Annotated in this window: 19 protein-coding genes and 1 other RNA gene; 13 read left to right on the forward strand and 7 right to left on the reverse strand. The window is 54.8% G+C overall.

Annotated features, from left to right (window positions below; translation table 11 throughout):
• Nucleotides 1-45: 45 nt before the first annotated feature.
• From hemP to ppsR, 3 genes are all read right to left on the reverse strand, one after another.
• Nucleotides 46-228 (reverse strand): hemin uptake protein HemP, encoded by a 183-nt coding sequence (hemP, locus tag P349_RS0124060; RefSeq protein ID WP_032650965.1) that lies wholly within the window; start codon nt 226-228, stop codon nt 46-48.
• A gap of 196 nt (nt 229-424) precedes the next feature.
• Nucleotides 425-1,471: a 3-deoxy-7-phosphoheptulonate synthase AroH gene (gene aroH, locus P349_RS20290; protein ID WP_032650967.1), complete on the reverse strand. Its 1,047-nt coding sequence runs from the start codon at nt 1,469-1,471 to the stop codon at nt 425-427.
• A gap of 152 nt (nt 1,472-1,623) precedes the next feature.
• Nucleotides 1,624-2,457: a posphoenolpyruvate synthetase regulatory kinase/phosphorylase PpsR gene (ppsR, locus tag P349_RS20285; RefSeq protein ID WP_023311315.1), complete on the reverse strand. Its 834-nt coding sequence runs from the start codon at nt 2,455-2,457 to the stop codon at nt 1,624-1,626.
• A 335-nt stretch (nt 2,458-2,792) separates the two neighbouring features.
• Here ppsR and ppsA point away from each other — a divergent pair, with 335 nt between their 5' ends.
• From ppsA to P349_RS20270, 3 genes are all read left to right on the forward strand, one after another.
• Nucleotides 2,793-5,171, forward strand: a complete 2,379-nt coding sequence (ppsA, locus tag P349_RS20280) for a phosphoenolpyruvate synthase (protein WP_024909413.1) — start codon at nt 2,793-2,795, stop codon at nt 5,169-5,171.
• Between the two features lie 235 nt (nt 5,172-5,406).
• Nucleotides 5,407-6,807, forward strand: a complete 1,401-nt coding sequence (locus P349_RS20275; protein WP_024909412.1) for an MFS transporter — start codon at nt 5,407-5,409, stop codon at nt 6,805-6,807.
• Nucleotides 6,808-6,810: 3 nt separating this feature from the next.
• On the forward strand, nt 6,811-9,186 hold the full coding sequence (locus tag P349_RS20270; protein WP_032650968.1) for a glycoside hydrolase family 3 N-terminal domain-containing protein: 2,376 nt from the start codon (nt 6,811-6,813) through the stop codon (nt 9,184-9,186).
• Between the two features lie 5 nt (nt 9,187-9,191).
• On the opposite strand, the gene rprA is transcribed toward P349_RS20270, so the two are convergent.
• Both rprA and ydiK read right to left on the reverse strand, forming a co-directional pair.
• Nucleotides 9,192-9,299: antisense sRNA RprA (rprA, locus tag P349_RS25165), an RNA gene on the reverse strand.
• A 208-nt stretch (nt 9,300-9,507) separates the two neighbouring features.
• Nucleotides 9,508-10,623 (reverse strand): AI-2E family transporter YdiK, encoded by a 1,116-nt coding sequence (ydiK, locus tag P349_RS20265; RefSeq protein WP_024909410.1) that lies wholly within the window; start codon nt 10,621-10,623, stop codon nt 9,508-9,510.
• 199 nt (nt 10,624-10,822) lie between these two features.
• On the opposite strand from ydiK, the gene ydiJ reads away from it, so the two are divergent.
• From ydiJ to P349_RS20250, 3 genes are all read left to right on the forward strand, one after another.
• Nucleotides 10,823-13,879 carry a D-2-hydroxyglutarate dehydrogenase YdiJ gene (ydiJ, locus tag P349_RS20260; RefSeq protein WP_032650969.1) on the forward strand — a complete coding sequence of 1,019 codons (3,057 nt, stop codon included), beginning with the start codon at nt 10,823-10,825 and terminating at the stop codon, nt 13,877-13,879.
• A complete protein-coding gene (gene menI, locus P349_RS20255; protein ID WP_023311321.1) occupies nt 13,876-14,286 on the forward strand; it encodes a 1,4-dihydroxy-2-naphthoyl-CoA hydrolase in 411 nt (136 codons plus the stop codon). The genes ydiJ and menI overlap by 4 nt, the downstream gene beginning before the upstream one ends.
• Nucleotides 14,287-14,371: 85 nt before the next feature.
• The gene (locus P349_RS20250) at nt 14,372-14,566 is read left to right on the forward strand and encodes a YdiH family protein (RefSeq protein WP_003857766.1); all 195 of its coding nucleotides are present in this window, start codon (nt 14,372-14,374) and stop codon (nt 14,564-14,566) included.
• A gap of 50 nt (nt 14,567-14,616) precedes the next feature.
• Here the strand turns inward: P349_RS20250 and P349_RS20245 are convergent, their stop codons facing one another.
• On the reverse strand, nt 14,617-15,246 hold the full coding sequence (locus P349_RS20245; RefSeq protein WP_024909408.1) for a helix-turn-helix domain-containing protein: 630 nt from the start codon (nt 15,244-15,246) through the stop codon (nt 14,617-14,619).
• Between the two features lie 69 nt (nt 15,247-15,315).
• On the reverse strand, nt 15,316-15,975 hold the full coding sequence (locus tag P349_RS20240) for a winged helix-turn-helix transcriptional regulator (RefSeq protein ID WP_032650971.1): 660 nt from the start codon (nt 15,973-15,975) through the stop codon (nt 15,316-15,318).
• Nucleotides 15,976-16,392: 417 nt separating this feature from the next.
• Between P349_RS20240 and P349_RS20235 the strand changes: the two genes are divergently transcribed.
• From P349_RS20235 to P349_RS20210, 7 genes are all read left to right on the forward strand, one after another.
• Nucleotides 16,393-16,923 carry a fimbrial protein gene (locus P349_RS20235; protein WP_032650973.1) on the forward strand — a complete coding sequence of 177 codons (531 nt, stop codon included), beginning with the start codon at nt 16,393-16,395 and terminating at the stop codon, nt 16,921-16,923.
• A gap of 79 nt (nt 16,924-17,002) precedes the next feature.
• Entirely contained in the window at nt 17,003-17,680 is a 678-nt protein-coding gene (locus tag P349_RS20230; RefSeq protein WP_032650975.1) for a fimbrial biogenesis chaperone, read from the forward strand.
• 44 nt (nt 17,681-17,724) lie between these two features.
• Nucleotides 17,725-20,253, forward strand: a complete 2,529-nt coding sequence (locus P349_RS20225) for a fimbria/pilus outer membrane usher protein (RefSeq protein ID WP_032651206.1) — start codon at nt 17,725-17,727, stop codon at nt 20,251-20,253.
• Between the two features lie 11 nt (nt 20,254-20,264).
• Nucleotides 20,265-21,212, forward strand: a complete 948-nt coding sequence (locus P349_RS20220) for a fimbrial protein (RefSeq protein ID WP_032650976.1) — start codon at nt 20,265-20,267, stop codon at nt 21,210-21,212.
• A 5-nt stretch (nt 21,213-21,217) separates the two neighbouring features.
• Nucleotides 21,218-21,736, forward strand: coding sequence for a fimbrial protein (locus tag P349_RS20215; protein ID WP_050597464.1), 519 nt, complete (start codon nt 21,218-21,220; stop codon nt 21,734-21,736).
• Between the two features lie 237 nt (nt 21,737-21,973).
• A complete protein-coding gene (locus P349_RS0124065) occupies nt 21,974-22,606 on the forward strand; it encodes a helix-turn-helix transcriptional regulator (RefSeq protein WP_032650978.1) in 633 nt (210 codons plus the stop codon).
• Nucleotides 22,607-22,620: 14 nt separating this feature from the next.
• The gene (locus P349_RS20210) at nt 22,621-24,057 is read left to right on the forward strand and encodes a capsule assembly Wzi family protein (RefSeq protein ID WP_032650980.1); all 1,437 of its coding nucleotides are present in this window, start codon (nt 22,621-22,623) and stop codon (nt 24,055-24,057) included.
• Nucleotides 24,058-24,103 lie beyond the last annotated feature (46 nt).

Below are 24,103 nucleotides of genomic sequence, written 5' to 3' on the forward strand. Positions count from 1 at the left end.
CTGCCTGGGGTTTACCTGGGTGGCTGGCGAAGTTTTTTGTGTTGTTTATTTTGTGAGGATCAGTTTTCCGGCATGGGTCTGGCGCAGCAGATAGCGCTGACCGTCATGCTCGATAATGACCCGGCCCTCATCGCCGAGCAGGGTTTTGCTTTCAATCCGACGCTCGGTAGGGGCTGGTGCTGTGTCTGTTTTTGCTGGCGTTGCCGCGCTGTTATCCGTACGTGACATAATGTTTATAAATAACAATCAATGTAACAATGATAATCATTATCAATAAACTGCAAATTCACGGCAAGCATTTTTGTGAAAAAAGGGTGAGAGGATCAATATTGTGCAATGAAAAGCCCGGTGGCGGCTTCGCCTTACCGGGCCTACAACGGCAAGAATCGTAGGCCGGGTAAGCGCAGCGCCACCCGGCAGGATGTTAAAAGCGTGTGTCCACGGCTGCTGCGAGTTTCTCCAGCAGCAGTTCGCTGTCTTCCCAGCTCAGGCACGGGTCGGTGATCGACTGGCCGTACACCATCTGCTGTCCGGCAATGATTTTCTGCGTGCCTTCTTTGATAAAACTCTCGGCCATAATCCCTGCAACGGCGGTTGAACCGCTGCGGATCTGCTGGCAGATCTCATCGCAGACGTCCAGCTGGCGGCGATGCTGCTTCTGGCAGTTGCCGTGGCTGAAATCCACCACCAGATGTTCCGGCAGGTCGAACTCGGCCAGCGTTTCACAGGCCGCCGCAATATCTTGTGCATGGTAATTGGGTTTCTTGCCGCCGCGCATAATGATGTGCCCGTACGGGTTACCGCTGGTCTGGTAGATGGTCATATGACCGCTTTTATCCGGCGACAGGAACATGTGGCTGGCACGGGCTGCGCGGATGGCATCAACCGCGATACGGGTGTTGCCATCGGTCCCGTTTTTAAAGCCGACCGGACAGGAGAGGGCGGAGGCCATCTCACGGTGGATCTGGCTTTCGGTGGTGCGTGCGCCAATCGCGCCCCAGCTGATCAGATCGGCGATAAACTGCCCGGTCACCATATCGAGAAACTCGGTCGCCGTCGGCACGCCCAGCTCGTTGACCTGTAAAAGCAGCTTCCGCGCCAGCTCGATACCGTGGTTAACGCGATAGCTGCCGTTGAGGTCAGGATCGGAAATCAGCCCTTTCCAGCCCACCACGGTGCGCGGTTTTTCAAAGTAGGTGCGCATGACGATCTCAAGGCGATGCTGGTACTTATCCCGCAGTCCCTGAAGTCGTTTTGCATAATCCATCGCGGCATCCAGATCGTGGATGGAGCAGGGACCAATCACCACCAGAAGACGTTTGTCTTCACCATTGAGGATTTTTTCAATGCGGCGGCGGGAAGCCGTCACGTGTTCCGCGACGGCGGCGGAAACAGGATGCCGCTGGGCCAGTTCAGCCGGCGTGACAAGGCTGTCAATGCGCGCAGTGCGGAGTTCATCGGTTTTATTCATGGAATGTCTCAGAAAATTTTTGCTTCATCGGCAGACTACCGGGAAGTGATGGGCATCACCTTAAACCAATCCCTGCTGATTTCAAGTTCGGGGCGACACCGCCCCGTGGTTGCAGATGATGATACCTGAATCTGAGTTAATGTACTAGCATATTAGTACATGCGGCGATTAAGCCCCATGATGTCGAGAATTTTGGTGGCAATTTCTTCAACCGAATAGTTGGTGCTGTTCAGCCACGGGATCTGGTTTTTGCGGTACAGCGCTTCCACTTCGGAGACCTCCATCCGGCACTGGCGCATAGAGGCGTAGCGACTGTTCTCGCGGCGCTCTTCGCGGATGGCTGCAAGGCGTTCCGGGTTGATCGTCAGGCCGAACAGCTTGTGCTGCAGCGGCTTAAGGGCGGCAGGCAGCACCAGGTTATCCATGTCATCAGCGATAAACGGGTAGTTTGCGGCGCGAATGCCAAACTGCATCGCCAGATAGAGGCTGGTCGGGGTTTTGCCGCAGCGCGACACGCCAAGCAGAATCACCTGCGCCTGGTCGAGATTACGCAGAGAGATACCGTCATCATGTGCAAGGGTGTAGTCAATGGCGGCGATACGCGCGTCGTACTTGGTCAGGTTGCCGGGGTTCAGCCCGTGGGTGCGGTGGGCAATAGGCGTCGGATCGAGCTTAAGTTCGCTTTGCAGCGGAGCCACCAGCGCCTGCACGATATCCTGGCAGAAGCCTTCACTTTGCAGAATGATGGAGCGAATCTCGGGGATCACGATCGAGTAGAACACCAGCGGGCGGACGCCGGTCTGCTGGTATATGGCGTCAATCTGGTCCTTCACCGCTTTGGCGCGGCTCTCGTTTTCGACAAACGGCAGCGTGATGCTGTTTATCGAAACGGGAAACTGCGACATCACCGCGTGGCCCAGGACCTCGGCGGTGATCGCCGTACCATCAGAAATATAAAAAACGTGGCGATCGACAGCACTATCCATTTTACTCACCCTGAATATCAGACCTAATTGTCTGAAAGCATAAATTAAAAAAGTAAATTACACAGCAAAGAACTTATCTTAATTATAAATGAAACGGCATTTTTGATTTTCCTGAAAAGTGGATTTCATTTTTCAAATAGCGACTTTATTTTTGGGGTTTCTGGCTGAAAATATAGGAATCATCGGGTTAATGCCTGGTGGGAAAGTATCCGAAAAGTTGAAATTTTAAATTGCTTACACGATTCACCGTTTTTTTAGCGCTAATAAATATGCCAGTATAAATACGTAGTCAGGTGTTACTTACTCCGATCAAATATCACAAAAGGATTGTTTCGATGTCCAACAATGGCTCGTCACCGCTGGTGCTTTGGTATAACCAACTCGGCATGAATGATGTAGACAGAGTTGGGGGCAAAAATGCCTCCCTGGGTGAAATGATTACAAATCTGTCGGGTATGGGTGTCTCCGTACCGAACGGGTTTGCCACCACCGCCGATGCCTTTAACCTGTTTTTAGACCAGAGCGGTGTTAACCAGCGCATTTACGACCTGCTGGATAAAACGGATATTGATGACGTCACCGAGCTTGCCAAAGCCGGGGCGCAGATCCGCCAGTGGATCATCGACACACCTTTCCAGCCGGAACTGGAAAAAGCCATTCACGACGCGTACAACCAGCTCTCTGCTGACGATGCGCAGGCCTCCTTTGCCGTGCGTTCCTCTGCGACCGCAGAAGATATGCCGGACGCCTCGTTTGCCGGGCAGCAGGAAACCTTCCTGAACGTCCAGGGTTACGATGCGGTGCTGGTGGCGGTGAAGCACGTGTTTGCTTCCCTGTTCAACGACCGTGCCATCTCCTATCGCGTACACCAGGGCTACGACCATCGCGGCGTCGCGCTCTCCGCTGGCGTGCAGCGCATGGTGCGCTCGGACGTGGGCTCATCCGGCGTGATGTTCTCCATTGATACCGAATCCGGCTTCGACCAGGTGGTGTTTATCACCTCCGCGTGGGGGCTGGGTGAGATGGTCGTGCAGGGCGCGGTAAACCCTGACGAATTCTATGTCCACAAGCCTACGCTTGCCGCTGGCCGTCCGTCGGTGGTGCGCCGCACCATGGGCTCGAAAAAAATCCGCATGATCTATGCCCCGACCCAGGAGCATGGCAAGCAGGTTAAAATTGAAGATGTACCGCAGGAACAGCGCGACCGCTTCTCCCTGACCGACGCCGAAGTGCAGGAGCTGGCGAAGCAGGCGGTGCAGATTGAAAAACACTACGGCCGTCCGATGGATATCGAATGGGCGAAAGACGGGAACACCGGCAAGCTGTTTATCGTGCAGGCGCGTCCGGAAACCGTCCGCTCACGCGGTCAGGTGATGGAGCGTTATACGCTGCACGCCCAGGGCAAAATCGTGGCGGAAGGCCGTGCCATCGGTCACCGCATCGGTGCCGGTCCGGTCAAAGTGATCCACGACATCAGCGAGATGAACCGCATTGAGCCAGGCGACGTGCTGGTGACCGACATGACCGACCCGGACTGGGAACCGATCATGAAGAAAGCGGCGGCTATCGTCACCAACCGCGGCGGCCGTACCTGTCACGCGGCGATCATTGCCCGCGAGCTGGGTATCCCTGCGGTTGTCGGCTGCGGTGACGCCACCGAGCGCATGAAGGACGGACAGAACGTGACCGTCTCCTGTGCCGAGGGCGATACCGGCTACGTGTACGCCGATATCCTCGACTTCAGCGTGAAGAGCTCCAGCGTGGATACCATGCCGGACCTGCCGCTGAAGATCATGATGAACGTCGGTAACCCGGACCGCGCGTTCGACTTCGCCTGCCTGCCGAACGAAGGCGTAGGCCTGGCGCGTCTGGAATTTATCATCAACCGTATGATCGGCGTTCACCCGCGTGCGCTGCTGGAGTTTGACGATCAGGATCCGAAGCTGCAGAACGAAATCCGCGAGATGATGAAAGGCTACGACTCGCCGAAAGAGTTCTACGTCGGCCGTCTGACCGAAGGGATCGCGACGCTGGGCGCCGCCTTCTATCCGAAACGCGTGATCGTGCGTCTGTCTGACTTTAAGTCTAACGAATACGCCAACCTGGTCGGCGGCGAGCGCTACGAGCCGGAAGAAGAGAACCCGATGCTGGGCTTCCGCGGGGCCGGACGCTACGTGTCCGACAGCTTCCGCGACTGCTTCGCGCTGGAGTGTGAGGCGGTGAAGCGCGTGCGCAACGACATGGGGCTGACCAACGTGGAGATCATGATCCCGTTCGTGCGTACCGTAGATCAGGCGAAAGCCGTTGTGGACGAGCTGGCGCGTCAGGGGCTGAAGCGCGGCGAGAACGGGCTGAAGATCATCATGATGTGTGAAATTCCGTCCAACGCCCTGCTGGCCGAGCAGTTCCTGGAGCACTTCGACGGCTTCTCTATCGGTTCGAACGACATGACGCAGCTGACGCTGGGTCTGGACCGCGATTCCGGCGTGGTCTCCGAGCTGTTCGACGAGCGTAACGAGGCGGTGAAAGCGCTGCTCTCCATGTCCATCCGCGCGGCGAAGAAGCAGGGTAAATACGTCGGGATTTGTGGTCAGGGTCCATCCGACCATGAAGACTTTGCCGCATGGCTGATGGAAGAGGGGATTGATAGCCTGTCCCTGAACCCGGACACCGTGGTGCAAACTTGGCTGAGCCTGGCGGAACTGAACAAGTAACGCCGCGCTGACCCGAAAAGGCGAGGATATTATTCCTCGCCTTTTTTATTTCTCCCTCTTATTTGCTCCCCATCACAAATAAAGTAAAAAACCAAATATCATAATTTGCCTGTCAATTTAGACAATTGTTAGCGCGCAAACCGTTGCTAATACTTGAGCCTTACATGCGCATTTCCCTTCAGATGATGCGCAACTGGTTGAAATACGTTTTAACCTGATAAAAAGGCAAATAACAATGACACTCTCCTCTGTATTGCGTACCAAAGATAAAATAGGTTATGGCTTAGGTGATATGGCCAGCGCGCTGGTCTGGCAAACGGCAACGTTATTTCTCGCCTATTTCTATACGGACGTTTTTGGGCTGCCCGCCGCGATTATGGGCACCATGTTTTTAGTGGTGCGCGTGGTCGATGCGTTTGTCGACCCGTGCATTGGCGCCCTGGTGGATCGCACCCAGACGCGTCACGGTCGTTTCCGTCCCTGGTTGCTGTGGTTCGCCATTCCGTTTGGCGTAAGCTGCCTTATCACTTTCTATGTACCGGACGTGGGACCGACGGCGAAAATCGTTTATGCCTGCCTGACCTACGCGATCTTAAGCCTGATTTACTCCGCCATTAACGTGCCTTACTGCGCCATGCCTGGCGCGCTGACGTTAGACCCGCGCGAGCGTCACTCCCTGCAGTCGTGGCGCTTTGGCCTGTCGTTTATCGGCGGGTTGATTGTGACGGTCATCGCCCTGCCGCTGGTTTCATTGTTAGGCCAGGGCAACGTGCAGAAAGGCTATTTCTATGCCATGAGCCTGATGGGGCTGCTGGGCATTGTGCTCTTTTTCTGCTGTTTCCTGATGACCCGAGAGCGCTATTCGCCGCGCAATGATACCTCCGGCTCCATGCTGACCGATTTAAAACTGCTGGCCGGTAACAGCCAGTGGCGTATTGTGTTCCTGTTTAATATTTTGCTGTTAACGGCGGTGGTGACGCGCGGTTCCGCCACGATGTATTACGTGAACTACGTGCTGTTGCGTCCGGATCTGGTTTTTGCCTTTATTGTTTCCGGAATGGTCGCCTCCTTAAGCGGCGCTTTATTATCTGAACGGCTGCTGGGGAAATTTGATCGCGTACGCGCCTATCAGTGGACCATTATTTCCTTCGTCATTTTCGGCGCGCTGATTTTCTTCCTGCCGCCTTCACAGGTGTGGCTGATTTTTGGCCTCAACATCGTCTTTAGCTTTGTGCAAAACCTGACCACGCCGCTGCAGTGGACCATGTTCTCCGATGTGGTCGACTACGAAGAGCACCGCAGCGGTCGTCGCCTGGACGGGCTGGTTTTCTCCACCGCGCTGTTTGCCATCAAATTCGGTCTGGCGCTGGGTGGGGCGGTGGTCGGCTGGGTGCTTGGCATGGTGGATTACGCCCCGGGACAGGCAACTCAGGCACCCCACGTCCTCTCTACGATTAACGCGCTGTTCACCCTTATCCCGTGCGCGCTGTTCCTCTGCATGGTCGCGCTGCTTGCCATCTACAAGCTCAACAGCCGGCTGGTGGATTCCATCGCCCGGGAGCTGGCCAGCAAACGTGAGGTAAGACCCGACGCGGGGCAGCTCAGCCCGGCAACCCCTTCCGCACTACAGGAGTAAAATATGACTGCTATCTATAAGGACGCGGGACGTCCCGTGCACGAGCGCGTCGCCGATTTACTGGCGCGTATGACCCCGGAAGAGAAGTTCGCCCAGATGCATGCGTACTGGCTGATCCTCGATGAAAACGGCAACCACCGCGAGCGCAGCGATCTGAGCGATGAATTCGCCGGCGTGAGCGAGCAGGCCGCGCTGAGCGAACGGCTGAAGCTGGGCGTCGGGCAGATCACCCGTCCGCTGGGTACCCACATCGTTGATGCGAAAACCGGCGTGCGCGCCGCGAACCGCCTGCAGCGGATGATGATGGAAGAGACGCGCCTCGGCATCCCGGCGTTGTTTCATGAAGAGTGTCTGGTGGGGCTGCTGTGTAAAGACGCCACCCTGTTCCCGTCGTCGCTGAACTACGGCTCTACCTGGGATCCGGAACTGGTGCAGCGCGCGGCAGAGCAGATCGGTAAAGAGGCACGGTCCGTCGGCTGCCAGCAGGGGCTGGCCCCGGTGCTGGACGTGTCCCGCGACGTGCGCTGGGGGCGGACCGAAGAGACCTTCGGCGAAGATCCGTGGCTGGTGGGGGTGATGGTGACCGCCTACGTGAAGGGCTTACAGGGCGATAAGCGCGACCTGCTAGCGACCCTAAAACATTACGTTGGCCACTCGTTTAGCGAAGGGGCGCGCAACCACGCGCCGGTGCACCTTGGGTTCAGCGAGTTGAACGATACCTTCCTGCTGCCGTTTGAAATGGCTGTCAAGCTGGCAAATGCCGGGTCGGTCATGCCCGCCTATCACGATATTGATAACCAGCCGGGACACAGCGACAGCTTCCTGCTGACTACCGTCCTGCGCGAACAGTGGGGATTCGACGGGATTATTGTGGCGGATTACGGCGGCGTCAGCCTGCTGCACCAGCATCACGGGATTTCCCACGATGCGGCCGAATCCGCCGCGCTGGCATTCAACGCCGGGCTGGACGTTGAGCTGCCAAAAGACGACTGCGCGCGCCATCTGGCGGACGCCGTTGAGCGCGGGCTGATTTCTATGACCAAAGTGGATGAGATCGTGGCACGCGTACTGACGGAAAAATTCCGCCTGGGGCTGTTTGAAAAGCCGTACGCGGATGAAAACGGTATCGATCTGCAAAATGACTTGACCCGCCAGGCCGCACGGGAGGTGGCGACAAAATCGGTCACGTTGCTGGAAAACAACGGCATTTTACCGCTCGGCGGCAAACCTCGCGTGGCGGTGGTGGGGCCGACGGCAGACGATCCGCTGGCGTTGCTCAGCGGCTATAGCTTCCCGGTGCATCTGATCATCAGCGATATGGTGGAAGAGACCTTGCAGGTCACGACCCCGCGTGCGGCGCTGGAGCAGTATCTCGGGGCATCGAACGTCCGCTATGCCAAAGGGTGTCACATCATCGAAAAACGGATGGCGGGCGCGCCGGTCTTCCCTGGCGACAGCGGCAGCAAACCGATGCAGCAGTCGCCGGTCTCGCAGAGTACCGCATTGATCCCCGAGGCCGTGAACGCGGCGCAGGAGAGTGACGTGGTGGTCGCCTGCGTGGGCGATCTCGCCGGGCTGTTCCAGAGCGGTACCGTGGGGGAAGGTTCCGACACCGACTCCCTGAATCTGCCGGGCGTGCAGCAACAGCTGCTGGAGGCGCTGGTGGCGACGGGCAAGCCGGTGATTGTTGTGATGACCGGCGGGCGTCCGTACAACCTTCAGGGGCTGGAGGATAACGTCGCGGCGCTGCTGATGGCGTGGGCGCCGGGGCAGGAAGGGGGCTGGGCGATTGCGGACGTGCTGACGGGGCGGGCGGAGCCGCAGGGGCGTCTGGTGGTGAGCGTGCCGAAAAGCGCCGGGGCAATGCCGTATTACTACAATCACAAGCTCAAAAGCGGCGGCACGCCGTTTGCGTTCCACTTCGGTTCGCGTTACCCGTTTGGCTTCGGCCTCGGCTGGACGACGTTTAGCTGGGGGGCTGCCCGCGTAGCGGAAAGCAGCGTGCCGGTCGACGGCGAGGTGACGCTGAGTGTGGATATCACCAATACCGGAGAGCGTAGCGGCAGCGAGGTGGTGCAGGTTTACGTCAGGGATAAGGTCGCCACCCAGGTTCGGTCGCTCCAGGAGCTGAAGGCCTTCCAGCGCGTCACGCTCTCGCCGGGCGAAACCGCCACGCTCAGCTTTACGCTACCGGTTGAGATGTTCAACTTTACCCGCCGGGACGGGAAACGCATCGTTGAGCCGGGCGAGTTTGAACTGCAGGTTGGCGCATCGTCGGCGGATATCCGCGAGAGGGTGACGGTCAGGGTAACCGGGGAAACCCGCGTGCTGCCTGCCGAGTGGCGGATGCTCAGTACCTGTAAGGTGACACGCGCGTAGTCAGGATAAAAAAAAGCCCATCGTGGGAGATGGGCAAAGACTACACACAGCAATTCGTTGTTTCACTCAGGGGATTTCCATGCTTATAAATCAAGGTGTTGATTTATAACCGTGAGCTAATAGTAGGCATTGTGATCTTTAGCGTCGATCAGATTCGTCTCAATAGTTAAAGAGGCGTAAAGATTTCTTGAGGTTAATCGCGGGTTTAATGCAGAAACGGCGGGTCTGACCAGTGTGCAACGAATAAATACTTTAGCAGCGTTAAAGTATTGTGAGGGGGAATGTAGGCCGGGTAAGCGTTAGCGCCACCCGGCAAAAAACTTAATGCGTGTTCTTCTCTTCCAGCTCTTCCAGTTCGCTCAGAATCACGTCCGGGTCTGTTCCCGGAGGCGGAATTTCATGCACCCAGGCGGAGAACAGGCGCCAGGTAACGGCGAGCAGCACCGGGCCAATAAACAGGCCAATCATGCCAAAGGCAATCAGACCGCCAATGACCCCGGAGAGGATCAGGATCAGCGGCAGGTCTGCACCCATGCGGATGAGGATCGGACGAATGACGTTATCCATGGTGCCGACCACGCAGCTCCAGACCAGCAGCACCGTTCCCCACGTGGTATCACCCGTCCAGTACAGCCAGATAATGCAGGGAACCAGCACCAGCAGCGGCCCCAGTTGCGCAAGACAGGTCATCAGCATGACAACGGTAAATACGGTGGCGTACGGTACGCCGGAAATCGCCAGACCGATACCGCCCAGCACCGCCTGCACCAGCGCGGTGACCACCACGCCCAGCGCAACCGCGCGCACGGCCTGCGCAGCCAGCAGTACCGCAGCATCACCGCGTTTGCCCGCCAGGCGGGTGGCAAAGTGACGAACGCCTAAAGCGACCTGCTCGCCGCGCCAGTAGAGCAGGGCGCTGAAGAGCAGCATCAGGGTACAGTGCATCATAAACCGGCCGATATGTGCCGCCTGACCGACAAACCAGGTGGTCGTGGTACCAATGTACGGGCGGACTTTTGCCATCAGCGCGCTGCCGCCCATCTCCAGCAGGCTATGCCAGCCGCTGTAGAGCTTGGCTCCCACCACCGGAATGCTGTTCAGCCAGGCCAGATCCGGCAGCGTCACGTCGCCGCTGCTAATGGCGCGAATAACCGGGCCACTGGAATCCACCAGGCTATTCACCAGCAGGGCAATCGGAATAATAAACAGCAGGAACAGCAGAAGCGTCATGACCAGCACGGCTAACCCGCGGCGGCCGAACAGCAGCTTCTGCAAACGCAGCAGCAGAGGCCACGTGGCCACGACCACGGTCGCGGCCCAGGCGAAGCCGAGAATAAAGGGTTGAACAATCCACAGACACGCAATAATCATGAGGGCCAGAAACAGCACCGACAGTAAAATTTGCGCAACATCCCTGGGCTGGCGAAGATTGACCATAAATGAAACTTTCCTTAAAAGAACGCCAGTACGACTGGCGGGAACGGAAAACCGCGTCTCTCTAATCATTGATGATCTCGGCGGTTTTTGACAGGCGGATTTTGCCTGTAATTCAGCAGAGATTATAAGAAAAAAATGTGATAAAACTTTTAAGATACACGCAAACGATTTCATACAACTCTAATTAGGGTCGACAGTCATGATCCCACAGATTTCTCAGGCACCTGGCGTCGTTCAGCTGGTGCTTAATTTTTTGCAAGCACTGGAGCAACAGGGTTTTACAGGTGATACCGCCACGAACTATGCCGACAGGCTGACGATGGCGACCGATAACAGTATTTACCAGCTTCTTCCCGATGCCGTGGTTTTCCCTCGTTCAACGGCCGACGTGGCGCTTATCGCCCGGCTGGCGACGCAGGAGCGCTTTGCTTCACTGGTCTTTACGCCGCGCGGCGGCGGCACCGGGACCAATGGTCAGGCGCTGAACCAGGGCATCATTGTTGATATGTCTCGCTATATGAACCGCATCATTGAGATCAACCCGGAAGAGGGGTGGGTGCGGGTCGAAGCGGGCGTTATCAAAGATCAGCTTAATCAGTATCTCAAGCCTTACGGCTACTTTTTCGCCCCGGAGCTTTCCACCAGTAACCGCGCGACCCTTGGCGGGATGATCAACACGGATGCCTCCGGTCAGGGCTCGCTGGTCTACGGTAAAACCTCCGATCACGTGCTGGGCGTGCGTGCCGTTCTGCTGGGCGGCGATATCCTCGATACCCAGCCGATGCCGGTCGAACTGGCGGAAACGCTGGGTAAAGATAACACCGCCAGCGGGCGCATCTATCGTACCGTGCTGGAACGCTGCCGGGACAACCGCCAGCTTATTCTCGATAAGTTCCCCAAACTAAACCGCTTCCTGACCGGGTACGACCTGCGTCACGTCTTTAACGACGACCTGACCCAGTTTGATTTAACCCGCGTGCTGACCGGTTCCGAAGGGACGCTGGCGTTTATCACCGAGGCGCGGCTGGATATCACCCGCTTGCCGAAGGTGCGTCGTCTGGTGAACGTTAAGTATGACTCCTTCGACTCCGCGCTGCGCAATGCGCCGTTTATGGTGGAAGCGAAAGCGCTGTCGGTGGAAACGGTCGACTCCAAAGTGCTTAATCTGGCCAGGGAAGACATTGTCTGGCACTCCGTCAGCGAGCTGATTACCGACGTGCCGGATAAAGAGATGCTCGGTCTCAATATCGTGGAGTTTGCCGGCGATGATGCGGAGCTGATTGAGCGCCAGGTCACCACGCTCTGCCAGCGTCTGGACGAGCTGATTGCGCAGGGTCAGGGCGGCGTGATCGGCTGGCAGCTTTGTAACGATCTGGCCGGGATTGAGCGTATCTATGGGATGCGTAAAAAAGCCGTGGGCCTGCTCGGCAATGCGAAAGGGGCGGCGAAGCCGATTCCCTTTGCCGAAGACACCTGCGTGCCGCCTGAGCATCTGGCGGATTACATCGTTGAGTTTCGCGCCCTGCTGGACAGCCACGGCCTGAGCTATGGCATGTTCGGCCACGTCGATGCGGGGGTACTGCACGTGCGTCCGGCGCTGGATATGTGCGACCCGCAGCAGGAGATCCTGATGAAGCAGATCTCCGACGACGTGGTGGCCTTAACCGCCAAATACGGCGGTCTGCTCTGGGGAGAGCACGGGAAAGGGTTCCGCGCGGAATACAGCCCGGCATTCTTCGGCGAACAGCTCTACGCGGAGCTGCGCAAGGTGAAAGCGGCTTTCGACCCGCATAACCGCCTCAACCCGGGCAAAATCTGCCCGCCTGAAGGCGTGGACGCGCCAATGCTGCAGGTGGATGCCGTCAAGCGCGGCACGTACGACAGGCAGATCCCGATTGCGGTGCGCTCCTCCTGGCGCGGCGCGATGGAGTGCAACGGCAACGGCCTGTGCTTCAACTTTGATGTGAAGAGCCCGATGTGCCCGTCGATGAAAATCACCAGCAACCGTATCCACTCGCCAAAAGGGCGGGCGACGCTGGTGCGCGAGTGGCTGCGTCTGCTGGCCGACCGCGGGGTGGATCCGCTGAGGCTGGAGCAGGAGCTGCCGGAAAAACGGGCTAGCCTGCGTTCGCTGATTGAGCGCACCCGCAACAGCTGGCATGCCAACAAGGGCGAGTATGATTTCTCCCATGAGGTGAAAGAGGCGATGTCCGGCTGTCTGGCCTGTAAAGCCTGCTCCACCCAGTGCCCGATTAAAATCGACGTGCCGGAATTCCGCTCGCGCTTCCTGCAGCTGTATCACACCCGCTACCTCCGCCCGGTGCGCGACCATCTGGTGGCGACGGTGGAAAGCTACGCGCCGCTGATGGCGCGCGCGCCGAAGACCTTCAACTTCTTTATCAACCAGCCGCTGGTGCGCAAGCTCTCAGAAAAACATATCGGCATGGTCGATCTGCCGCTGCTGTCGGTGCCGTCTCTGCAGCGCCAGCTCGTCGGGCATCGCTCGGCGAACATGACCCTGGAGCAACTGGAGGCACTCACGCCTGAGCAAAAAACGAAGGTGGTGCTGGTGGTGCAGGATCCGTTCACCAGCTACTACGATGCGCAGGTTGTGGCCGATTTCGTCCGTCTGGCGGAGAAAGTGGGTTACCAGCCGGTTGTGCTGCCGTTCTCCCCGAATGGCAAGGCGCAGCATATTAAAGGTTTCCTGAACCGCTTTGCGAAGACCGCGCAGAAAACGTCTGACTTCCTGAATCGCGTGGCGCAACTCGGGATACCGATGGTCGGCGTCGATCCGGCGCTGGTGCTATGCTATCGCGATGAATACAAGCAGACCCTGGGCGATAAGCGCGGCGACTTCAATGTGATGCTGGTCCACGAGTGGCTGCCGATGGCCCTGGAAGGCAAAGCTGTACAGGATGTCAGCGGTGAACCGTGGTATCTGTTCGGTCACTGCACGGAAGTGACCGCGCTGCCGGGTGCCCCCGCGCAGTGGGCGTCTGTTTTTGCCCGCTTCGGTGCGAAGCTGGAGAGCGTCAACGTAGGCTGCTGTGGGATGGCCGGCACCTACGGACACGAAGTGAAAAACCACGCCAACTCGCTCGGCATCTATGAGCTGTCCTGGCATCAGGCGATGCAGCGTTTGCCGCGAAACCGCTGTCTGGCGACGGGTTACTCCTGCCGCAGCCAGGTAAAACGGGTAGAAGGCAACGGTGTACGTCACCCATTGCAGGCTTTACTGGAGATAATTGGATGATCTGGAAACGTGCCGTGACGCTGCAGGCGCTGAACGCCATGGGCGAGGGGAATATGGTGGGGCTGCTGGATATCCAGTTTATCCGCATTGGCGACGATGAGATTGAGGCCACCATGCCCGTCGATAGTCGTACCCACCAGCCGTTTGGTTTATTGCACGGCGGAGCGTCCGTCGTGCTGGCTGAAACGCTGGGCTCGGTGGCGGGGTATCTCTGCACCGAAGGGGAGCAGAAGGTTGTCGGACTTGAGGTGAATGCTAACCACATTCGCTCGGTGCGCAGCGGACGCGTGCGCGGTGTTTGCCGCGCGCTGCACGCCGGAAGCCGCCATCAGGTGTGGCAAATAGATATTCTCGATGAGCAGGATCGCCTGTGCTGCTCGTCGCGGCTGACCACGGCGGTTGTGTAAAGTTTTCAGATGTCTTGCCTTTGGTCAAAAACTAGCCAGTACGTTGTGGTATACTGGTCAGGTTTTGTACATAAGCGAGGACATCATGGATACTGAAATAACCCCAACACAGCTGGCAATTGAATATTTACGTCGCGATAAGAGCAACCTGTCTCCGGCGCAGTACCTGAAAAAGCTGAAACAGCTTGAGCTGGAATTTACAGATTTGCTGGCGCTCTCTTCAAATGAGCTGAAAGAAGAGATCTACTTTGCCTGGCGGTTGGGCGTTCACGTCCATTGAGTACATGAGAATAAAAGGGCCGCGAATGCGGCCTTTTTTGTGTCTGACATTCAGTATCGAGCGGGGAGTTTATTGATTTTGATGAGCCTGCCTTCTTCCATTTCGATGAATCCGCCGGTTTTTAAATCCGCCAGAATGCGCATCACGCCGCTGCGGGAGAGCTGGGTTTTCTCCCTGATATACCTTTCCGCCGTCACGCTGAGCCGATAACTCTCATCTTCCTCCATCAGCTTGACCAGCTGCTGGCGAATCATCTCATACGCCGTCGGCGCGCCCTGCGGCATCACGTTGTTATAAAGACGGCTATACACAAAGATGAGCTGTTTAGAAAGCAGTCCCCATAGCGCCTTCTCTTTGATAATTTCATTCACCCGCTCGGTGGTGAGCGTCCCTATCAGACAAGGGCTGACGGTCTTAATATAATCATTGAAATAGATGTCGGTCAGGTTGGCGAGGCCGAACACGGCTGGACTGCGAGCCGTAGACAGCATCATGTCATCGCTTCTTCTGTAGATGGCGATGGTTCCTTCGAGAATTAAATAGCACATGCCCTGACCGTTAATTTGCAGGTCCAGCCGCTCTCCGCGGGCGGTATGTCGCGTTGTGCAATCAGGCAACAGGTGTGAAATAAGCTCTTGCGCGTAGGGAGAACCCCGTTGAGACTTTTCTGGAAGGGACATGGCAGCCGACAACCTTAAAAATAACCTGGCTAATTATAGCGCTTCTCCCGGGTACAGGCACGCTGGCTATCAATATTTTCGCGGCAGATGGTGAATGTCAAGCAGCACCCCGCGTTCCATGGTGATGTACTTTCCGGTCCGCAGTTCTGCCAGAATACGCATAATTCCGCTACGTGAAAGATACGTCCTGCTTTTGATGTACGCGGCGGCCGTCGTATTTTTCCGTATGGCATCGGGCTCCTGCATGAGTTCAACAAGCTGGAAGCGAATGATGTCGTAGGCAGACATTTGCGATATTTGCGCGCAGTGCTCATACACCCGTGAGGCCGTATAAATTAGCAGCTTTGAAAAGTGCTCCCATAAATCCTGCTGCGCAACAATCTGATTAAACGTCTCCAGCGACACGCGGGCGATTTCTGCCGTCTCAAGGGCCCTGACATACAGATGTTCCGAAGAAAACTGGCTGCTGACGCCAAGAATAAAAGGCGCAGATTCAGAGTTTAAAACAATACCGTCGCCGCGACGATGAAGCGCCACACTCCCCTGGAGAAGTAAAAAACACTGGCGCACATCATCTTTATAATAATGTACGGTTTCTCCCCGACAGATGACCATTCTGTTCGCAGCAGGCAGCACTGATTTAATCAGGGTATCGATATGGATAAACGGTTTTAAACCCAGAACGGTTGATTCGTGGTTATTCAATGGTGTGGTTAAACGCGTATTCATAAGATACCTCACAGCGACTACGGGTCTGATCGTTTTTTGATCTACCTGGAGAATTATCTTAAAAATGAAGGAGTCAGGGAATATTTCGGCAAGGTCCAAAAGTAGACCGTTGAGCATCTGATATCTAACCCCTTGAATGAAAACATAAAGACGATCAAGTCTACTAATAGACCAGGAAATAAGACGTAAGCGTATCCTGAAAGAAATGTTGAAATTACGTTAAATCAGAGTCTACTGCTAGACCATCAAAAAGTTGTATTCACCAAAATGATTATATAAATTTTAATCAGCCAGTCAGAAAGACCTTATAGCGTTAATTAAAAAGAAGATGAATCCACTGCGATTTATTTATCAACTTTCTGCTGCGTACGTTTTAATAATAAATAAAGTTATCCCGTAAACAGGAAAATGAAGCTTATGAAAAAGAACATTATTTTAGCGATGGTTGCGACAGGTTCTGCCTTAATGATGAGCAATGCACTCGCTGCTGCAGGGACCGTTAATTTTAACGGTAACATCCTGGATTCTGCCTGCGATGTCGCGGTTGCTTCTCAAAATCAGGTGGTGGTATTAGGCGATTACAATAAAACAGAATTTCCGGCAACAGGCTCCCGCACTGCGGCAACGAAATTCGACATCGTCCTGAAGAACTGCCCGGTTACGGTCAACAGTGCCAAAGTCCGTTTTGACGGTACGCCCGATCTGACTAACGCCGATCTGCTCGCTATTGATACCTCCGTCGCCGGTGCGGCAACGGGTGTTGCTATTAATTTGATGACCGCTGATAAAGCGGATCTGCCGTTGCACGGCAGTAACAGCTATAGCTATGTGCTAAGCGGCACCGCCGATAATACGCTGAATTTCTACGCGCAGTATATTTCAACGGCGGCATCGGTGACGGCCGGTCCTGCAAACTCCGTGGCAAATTTCTCCGTTGTTTATAACTAGTCATTAAGCAGAACACGAGTCGGTTCCATGACGTTCTGCGTGGGGGCAGTTTCTGCCCCCGTGTTTCAAGAGGTGTAACATGCATTTTATTAGCAAGGCCCTGCTCATATCGGCCGCCCTGACAGCATCGTTTTCGAACGCTTATGCCGGGGTCATTATTGGCGGTACCCGCGTTATTTTTGATGGTGGGAAAAAAGAGGCATCAATCAGTATCAATAATGCTGATAGCGTGCCTTATTTAATCCAGTCCTGGGTTGACATGCCAGAGGGTAATGCTAATAAAGCACCTTTTATTGTAACGCCGCCTTTATATCGACTGGATGGCGGGCAGCAAAACATTGAACGTATTTTACTCTCGGGTTCACTACCCCAGGATAAAGAAAGTCTTTTCTGGTTGAATATTAAAGCCATACCGTCTGCCTCAAAACAGGAAAACTCACTGCAAATTGCTGTCAAAACGCGCATCAAGCTTATTTATCGCCCGTCAGGTCTGAAGGGATCAACGCCGGAAGAACAAGCGAATAAATTAACCTGGTCGCGTAGCGGGAATAAGCTCATGGTCACCAATCCAACGCAATATGTCATCAACTTTAATGAAATAAGCGTCGGTGATAAAAAACTGGATGAGGTCTCCTGGGTGGCACCGGGTGCAACGGCGGTATTTAGCTTACCCGCAGGTGCCAATGGTAACCACATTACATTCAAAGTCATTAATGATTACGGCAGCCCCGGAAGAATGTATCAGGCCAGCTTTTAATTCATCAAAAGCGGCGATCCTCATATCAGGTCAGATTAATGATGATGGCAACGAAAACTAAAAAAATGCAGCCTGCGCGTCTGGCGATCTGTATCGCCTTTGCGCTGGTAAATGCAATGCAGACTGTTTATGCCCGTGATTCGTTCAACGCCGAGCTGGTTGAACTGGACAACCCGGGCACGGGTAAAGCTGATTTATCTGCTTTTGAATCAGGTTCGCAGGCACCAGGGAAATACCACGTTGACATCATCCTTGACGACCAACTCATCGAGACCAGCGATATTGATTTTACCGCAGTAAAAAGTGGGGAAGAGGGCGATAGCCTTAAGCCTTGTCTGAGTATTGAACAGCTCAACAGATGGGGCGTCAAAACCGCGCTTTTTCCCGACTTAGCCAGTAAGGACGCGTCCTGTGTCAACCTTCAGGCTATTCCTCACGCCAGCACGGATTTTCAGTTTGCCGCGCAGCGACTGATCGTCAGCATTCCTCAGGCCGCCATTGATATGCCGGCACGCGAGTATGTCTCGCCAGCGCTATGGGATGAAGGGATCGCCGCCGCCATGTTGAATTACAGCCTGAGCGGCGCAAACAGCCGGGCAAAACAAAACGGCAGTAAAAACAGCAACAGTCAATATGCCAACCTGCGCCCGGGTCTCAACGTTGGACCGTGGCGACTGCGAAATTACACCACCTGGTCGCGGGATGAAACCGGTCAGGACAAATGGGATACCGTCTACACCTATGCGCAGCGGGCCATTATTCCGCTCAAAGCGCAGCTCACCCTGGGGGATAGCTCCGCGCCAGCCGACGTGTTCGACAGTATGCCGTTTCGCGGCGGACAGCTGGCTTCGGATGATGACATGCTCCCGGATTCGCTGAAAGGCTATGCACCCGTGGTGCGGGGGATCGCGCGCACCAATGCCCAGGTGGTGGTGCGGCAGAACGGCTATCAGATTTATCAGACCTACGTGGCGCCAGGCGCTTTTGAGATTACCGATATGTACCCCACGGGCGGCGCCGGGGATCTGGACGTCACCGTTAAAGAGGCTGATGGCAGTGAGCAACATTTCACCCTCCCGTACGCGTCATTACCGGTTTTACAGCGCGAAGGACGGCTCAAGTATGCAGTAACCGGAGGGCAATACCGTTCTTATAACGGCAGCGTCGATAAGACACCTTTCGGGCAAATCACCGGGATCTATGGTCTGCCGTATGGGCTAACGCTGTATGGCGGGCTGCAGGAGTCGAGTAAATATCAGTCGATCGCCACCGGGCTTGGAAAAAACATGGGTGATTTCGGCGCTATTTCTGCGGATATGACCCAGGCCTGGTCCACCCCGCAGGGCGGTGAGAAATCCAATGGCCAGTCCTGGCGTGCGCGATACAGCAAAAACATTGTGGGGACCGGAACCCATTTCTCGATTGCGGGTTACCGCTACTCGACCAGCGGTTACTACGGTATGCAGGAGATCCTTGATTCGTACGGTGACAGCTCCGCGCTTCAGGATCGACGCCGCAACCGGGCCGAGCTGACGATGAGCCAGACGCTGGGCGGTGATCTTGGCTCGCTGACGCTGAGCGCGGCCCGCGAAGACTACTGGAATTCGGGTAAAACGATGGCGTCATACAGCCTGGGCTACAACAACTACTGGCACAACATCAGTTACGGACTCACCTGGACCTACAGTAAAAACGGCAGTGCGGGTTCATATGATAACAATAAACGGTATGACAAAGATCAGCTGCTGGCCTTTAACGTCAGTATCCCGCTGGAGAAGTTTCTGCCGCAGACCTGGGCTAACTATGGCGTAAGCGCCAGCAAGAATAACGGCACCACCCACAACATCGGCCTGAACGGCGTAGCGCTGGAAAACCACGCCCTGAACTGGAACGTGCAGCAAGGCTTTGGGTCGGACGGTGTCGGCTACACGGGCAATCTGAACGGTGATTATAAGGGAACCTACGGCGAAGCGACAGCGGGCTACAGCTACGATAAAAACAGCGAGCGCCTTAACTACGGCCTGCAAGGGGGCATTCTTGCTCACAGAGAGGGGATCACGCTTTCGCAACCCCTGGGCGAGACCAATGTTTTGATTAGCGCGCCGGGCGCACACGGTGTCGATATCCGCAATCAGGCGGGCGTTAAAACAGATTACCGCGGATATACGGTGGTCAGCAATCTCTCCGTATACCGTAAAAATGACATCACCCTTGCCCCGGAAAGTCTGCCGGATGATGTTGAGCTGGATATTAATACCCGGACGGTGACGCCGACGCGTGGCGCGATCGTTTTGGCCGACTATAAGGCGAAGGTGGGGCGGCGGGTGTTATTTAATTTACTGCATAACGGCCAGTTTGTTCCCTTTGGCGCGATGGCAAGCCTGAAGGACGCCGACGGCAGCAGCGTTATTGTTGGCGATAAAGGCCAGGCTTATCTCACCGGCCTGGATACTCAGGGAACCGTCTTCGTCACGTGGGGAGCGGAAAGCGAACGGCAATGCCGCGCACCTTACGTGCTTTCCCCGCAGCCGTCGGCGGGGGGAATTACCGAAATTAACGTCAATTGTCTTTAGGGTTTTTTAACATGCGCTTAATTAACATCATATTCCTGCTGTGTATCGCAGCAGGCTGGAACAGTGCTCATGCAGGAACCTGCACGACGATTACGCCGCAGGAATCAACTTTGTCCATCGGCACTATTACGGTTCAACGTGACGTGGCCGTTGGAACCGTATTATTTTCGCGAAACGCGACAATAACCGGTTCCTATTTAACGGGGTGTGCCAATCCATTAATGCTGGGTTTTAGCATGCGGTATTTGAATGCGACACCGAGTGCTTACGGTAATCATGTTTATAACACGAATGTAAACGGTATAGGCGTGCGTTTTTCGTCGGGTAATTATTTTGAAAACCCGGCCAATACCTTTTCCTATAATGCGCAGGCAAGTTATGTCGAATGGTGGGGCGGTAAAATAGAACTTATCGTTACCGGACCGGTCTCGTCGGGGTCGCTGACGCCGGGCGTGCTGGGGGTAGTGATGCTGCAGGGCAGTGACGGCGTTTACCGTGATGGCCTGACGACCACCCTGCTGGGCGGAACCATTAATGTACTGGCCTGCAATATTACAACACCGCAACTGACATTTCCGATAGGCGATATTTCTGCCGCAGTTTTTGGCTCAACGATAGGCACCACACCGACTGGCGCTCAAAATACGCAAAATCTCGGGCTTAACTGCGATGCGGGGGCTAACGTCAACGTATCACTCAGCGGCATTCAGAACCCTGACGTTGCAACAACCAGCGTGCTCGCGCTTACGGGGCAGGGTAACACCGGCACGGCGAAAGGGGTTGGCGTTCAGTTGCTCTATAACGGTACACCTCTCACCCTGAATTCGCGTTTGCCGTTGAAGCTTGCGGCAGGGGGGCAGGAAGCGTTCCCATTAACGGCGCGTTATTACCAGACGCAAACGACGGTAGAACCCGGCACCGCAAATGCGTCAGCAACCTTAAATTTGACCTACCAGTAAAGGGGATGACGATGAATATAATGCGCACGGCAGCGTTCATCGCGGCAGTAATAAGCGGCAATGTTATTGCAGCGGATAGCGTAAACGTCAGCGTCACCGGCAAGATTATTGCCTCTCCCTGCGTATTCAATGGGGGAAATAACAATCTGGATGTTAATCTCGGCAATATTCAGGCCACAAACATGGTGACGCCGGGATCCCTCTCCGATCCGGTTGCGTTTAATTTGTTGTTCACCCTTTGTCCTGTGGGCACCCGCAGTGTAACGGCAACTTTTAGCGGAACACCCGATCCTGTTGCCGGCGTCGGCTACTACAAGAATAGCGGTACGGCAGAAAACGTTGCTATCGCTATGACGGAGATGGGCAGCGATGCGCTCATCGGGACGGGATCAAGCATCACTCAAAATATTGCTGCAGACAGAACGGCTACGTTACCCATGCAGGCGAGGGTTAAATCGGTTGCGGGTGGTGCAACGCCCGGGACGATTAGCGCGGTTGTTGTTCTTACCATGCAATATAACTGATACGATTTTGACTGATGGAGATGACATGTATTTTATCCGCTTTTTGTTAAAGGGATGTATCGTACTGGTCCTGTTGATGTCTATTATGTGGGCCTTTAAAGAGCCGGTTATCAAAACTGCTGACTGGGATCAAAACGATAATTCGTTTGCGAAAATTGAGTGCCATGTGATGACTGACTTGTAAGCAAAAGAAAACGCTTCCTTTACTATTTATTTTAACGATGCTCTGGCATAAAAATGGTCAATATTTTAATAAGCGAGACTGATATATTATTTCAGTGTGGCTTGCAGTATTTTTTTAAGGATTTTTTCTCTCATGTCGCACAGCAGGACGTTACATTTACATTTGATTTTACAGCGGATCGCATCAGAGCGGCTGATGTCATTGTGCTCTCGTTGTGCCAGGGAGAGTACTTTACCTGTTTTCCCGAATTACAGGCGCGCCAGCATGGAATCATCATCGGTATTGTAGAAGATGATGCCCGGATAAAAGCACTGCCATCCTGTTTTCAGGATATTATTTTCATTTCAAGAAGAGCGCCTTTGTCGCAGGTACGTCTTGCGCTCTTTAGCGCCTGGCAGGTAACCTTGTTAAATAAATGTCGGCGACCTTCTGTTTCTTGTTTCGAGTGTCAGCAAAAAACATTATCACCCCAACAGGTTCGCATTATGATTGGCTTGTTTAAGGGGCTGTCGGTGACCGATATAGCGAATGAGCTATGCATCAGTGATAAAACGGTTTTTACGCATAAATATATGCTGATGCAGAAATTCAATTTGCGAAGCGATTATGAATTAATAAAGCTTCTTAACAGAATTGCTGCGAAGAATAGCTGGGTAAATATATTTCACCAGTATCTGAATCGATAATATCCAGGATTGATATGTTGTCTCGTTTCGCTAATAACACAGTGGCGCTTGCCCTCTGTCTTTTTTCCTGCCCGGCATTTTCTGCGGGTCTGGTGGTTAACGACCGCTCCCTGCGTGACGATCTGGCATGGTTGTCAGACCGAAAATTAATACGTCTGGACCTCTCAACATGGCCCCTTAGTGAGGCGGAAATACAAAGTGCGCTGTTAACGCTACGCTCCAGCCAGGATCCCGTTAATCTGCGGGTTATTCATCGGATTCAAACACGGCTACAGCAACTCAAATCGTCGGTACAGGTTTCTGCTTTTGCCGCGACTGGACGCAACGTGTTCCCGGCGGATATGGGCGCAGAGCATTCGGCGGGGCAGTCGTTTAGCACTGCTATCAATATGAATGATAATTACTGGGATATTACCCTGAAGGGGAATGTAGAGAGAAGACAATGGATCGCTGACGCGTCCAGCGTTAACCCAAACGGCAGCTATGCGGCGTTGCGTCTGGCTAACCAGTGGTTAAGCTTCGGTGAGATCCCTCAGTGGTGGGGCCCTGGAAATGATGCCAGTCTGATCCGCTCTGATGCAGCACGTCCGGTGGTGGGGCTGATGATGCAGCGTGATGAGCTGTATCCCTTCGAGAGCCCCTGGCTTGCATGGTTGGGAGAATGGCAATATCAAATTTTTACGGGACAGATTCGACAATATTCTCGCCCGGCGCAGCCGAAGCTTTCAGGAGCCAGAGTGGCCTTTGCGCCGGGTAACGTGCTGGAACTGGCTTTTTCCCGCGTGATCATGTGGGGTGGAAAGGGGCGCCCGGAAAACTACGCGTCCTTCCGGGATGCGTTATTTGGGCAGGATAATACCGGAAACCAGAAAAGCGATCCGGGAGACCAGCTTGGCGGCATTGATTTTCGCGTTCATTTTGCCAGTCTGTTAGATATTCCGGTGAGTCTGTACGGCCAGGTTGTGGGCGATGATGAAGCGGGATTTTTGCCATCCCATAATACCTGGCTGGGGGGGATCGAAGGGCATAATGTATGGGGAAATAGCCAGATGAACTGGTCTCTGGAAGCGGCGGATACGCGCTCGCAAATGAAAGAGACCGGAGTGATCTATTATCACTACTGCTATCACGGCGGTTTTTATCAGCAGGGCTGGCCGCTGGCGGATGCGATGGGTGGTGACGGCACGCAGTTCTCGGCTCGCGTGGAGTGGGTATTTGAGAGCGACCAGCGGCTAAGCCTGCGTGGCGTGAGGGCTCGACTGAACCGTACGTCGCAGTCGTTTAACCAGGCTTATCCACGTAATGAGACGCTGAAAGGGGTCGAGACAGTCTGGCAGATCCCGCTCAACAATGTCGTTACGGTTTCGTCAGGTGCCTGGCTCAGTCACAGCGATCGGGGAAGCAATGATACAGGGCTTCAGCTGCGCGTTTTCCTTTATGGTGAGCCCTGATTGATTACAAATCATCGTCTGTTGTCGGGTGGCGGTTACGCCACCC

The sequence above is a fragment of the Enterobacter sp. DC4 genome (assembly GCF_000568095.1).
GTDB classification, from domain to species: domain Bacteria; phylum Pseudomonadota; class Gammaproteobacteria; order Enterobacterales; family Enterobacteriaceae; genus Enterobacter; species Enterobacter pseudoroggenkampii.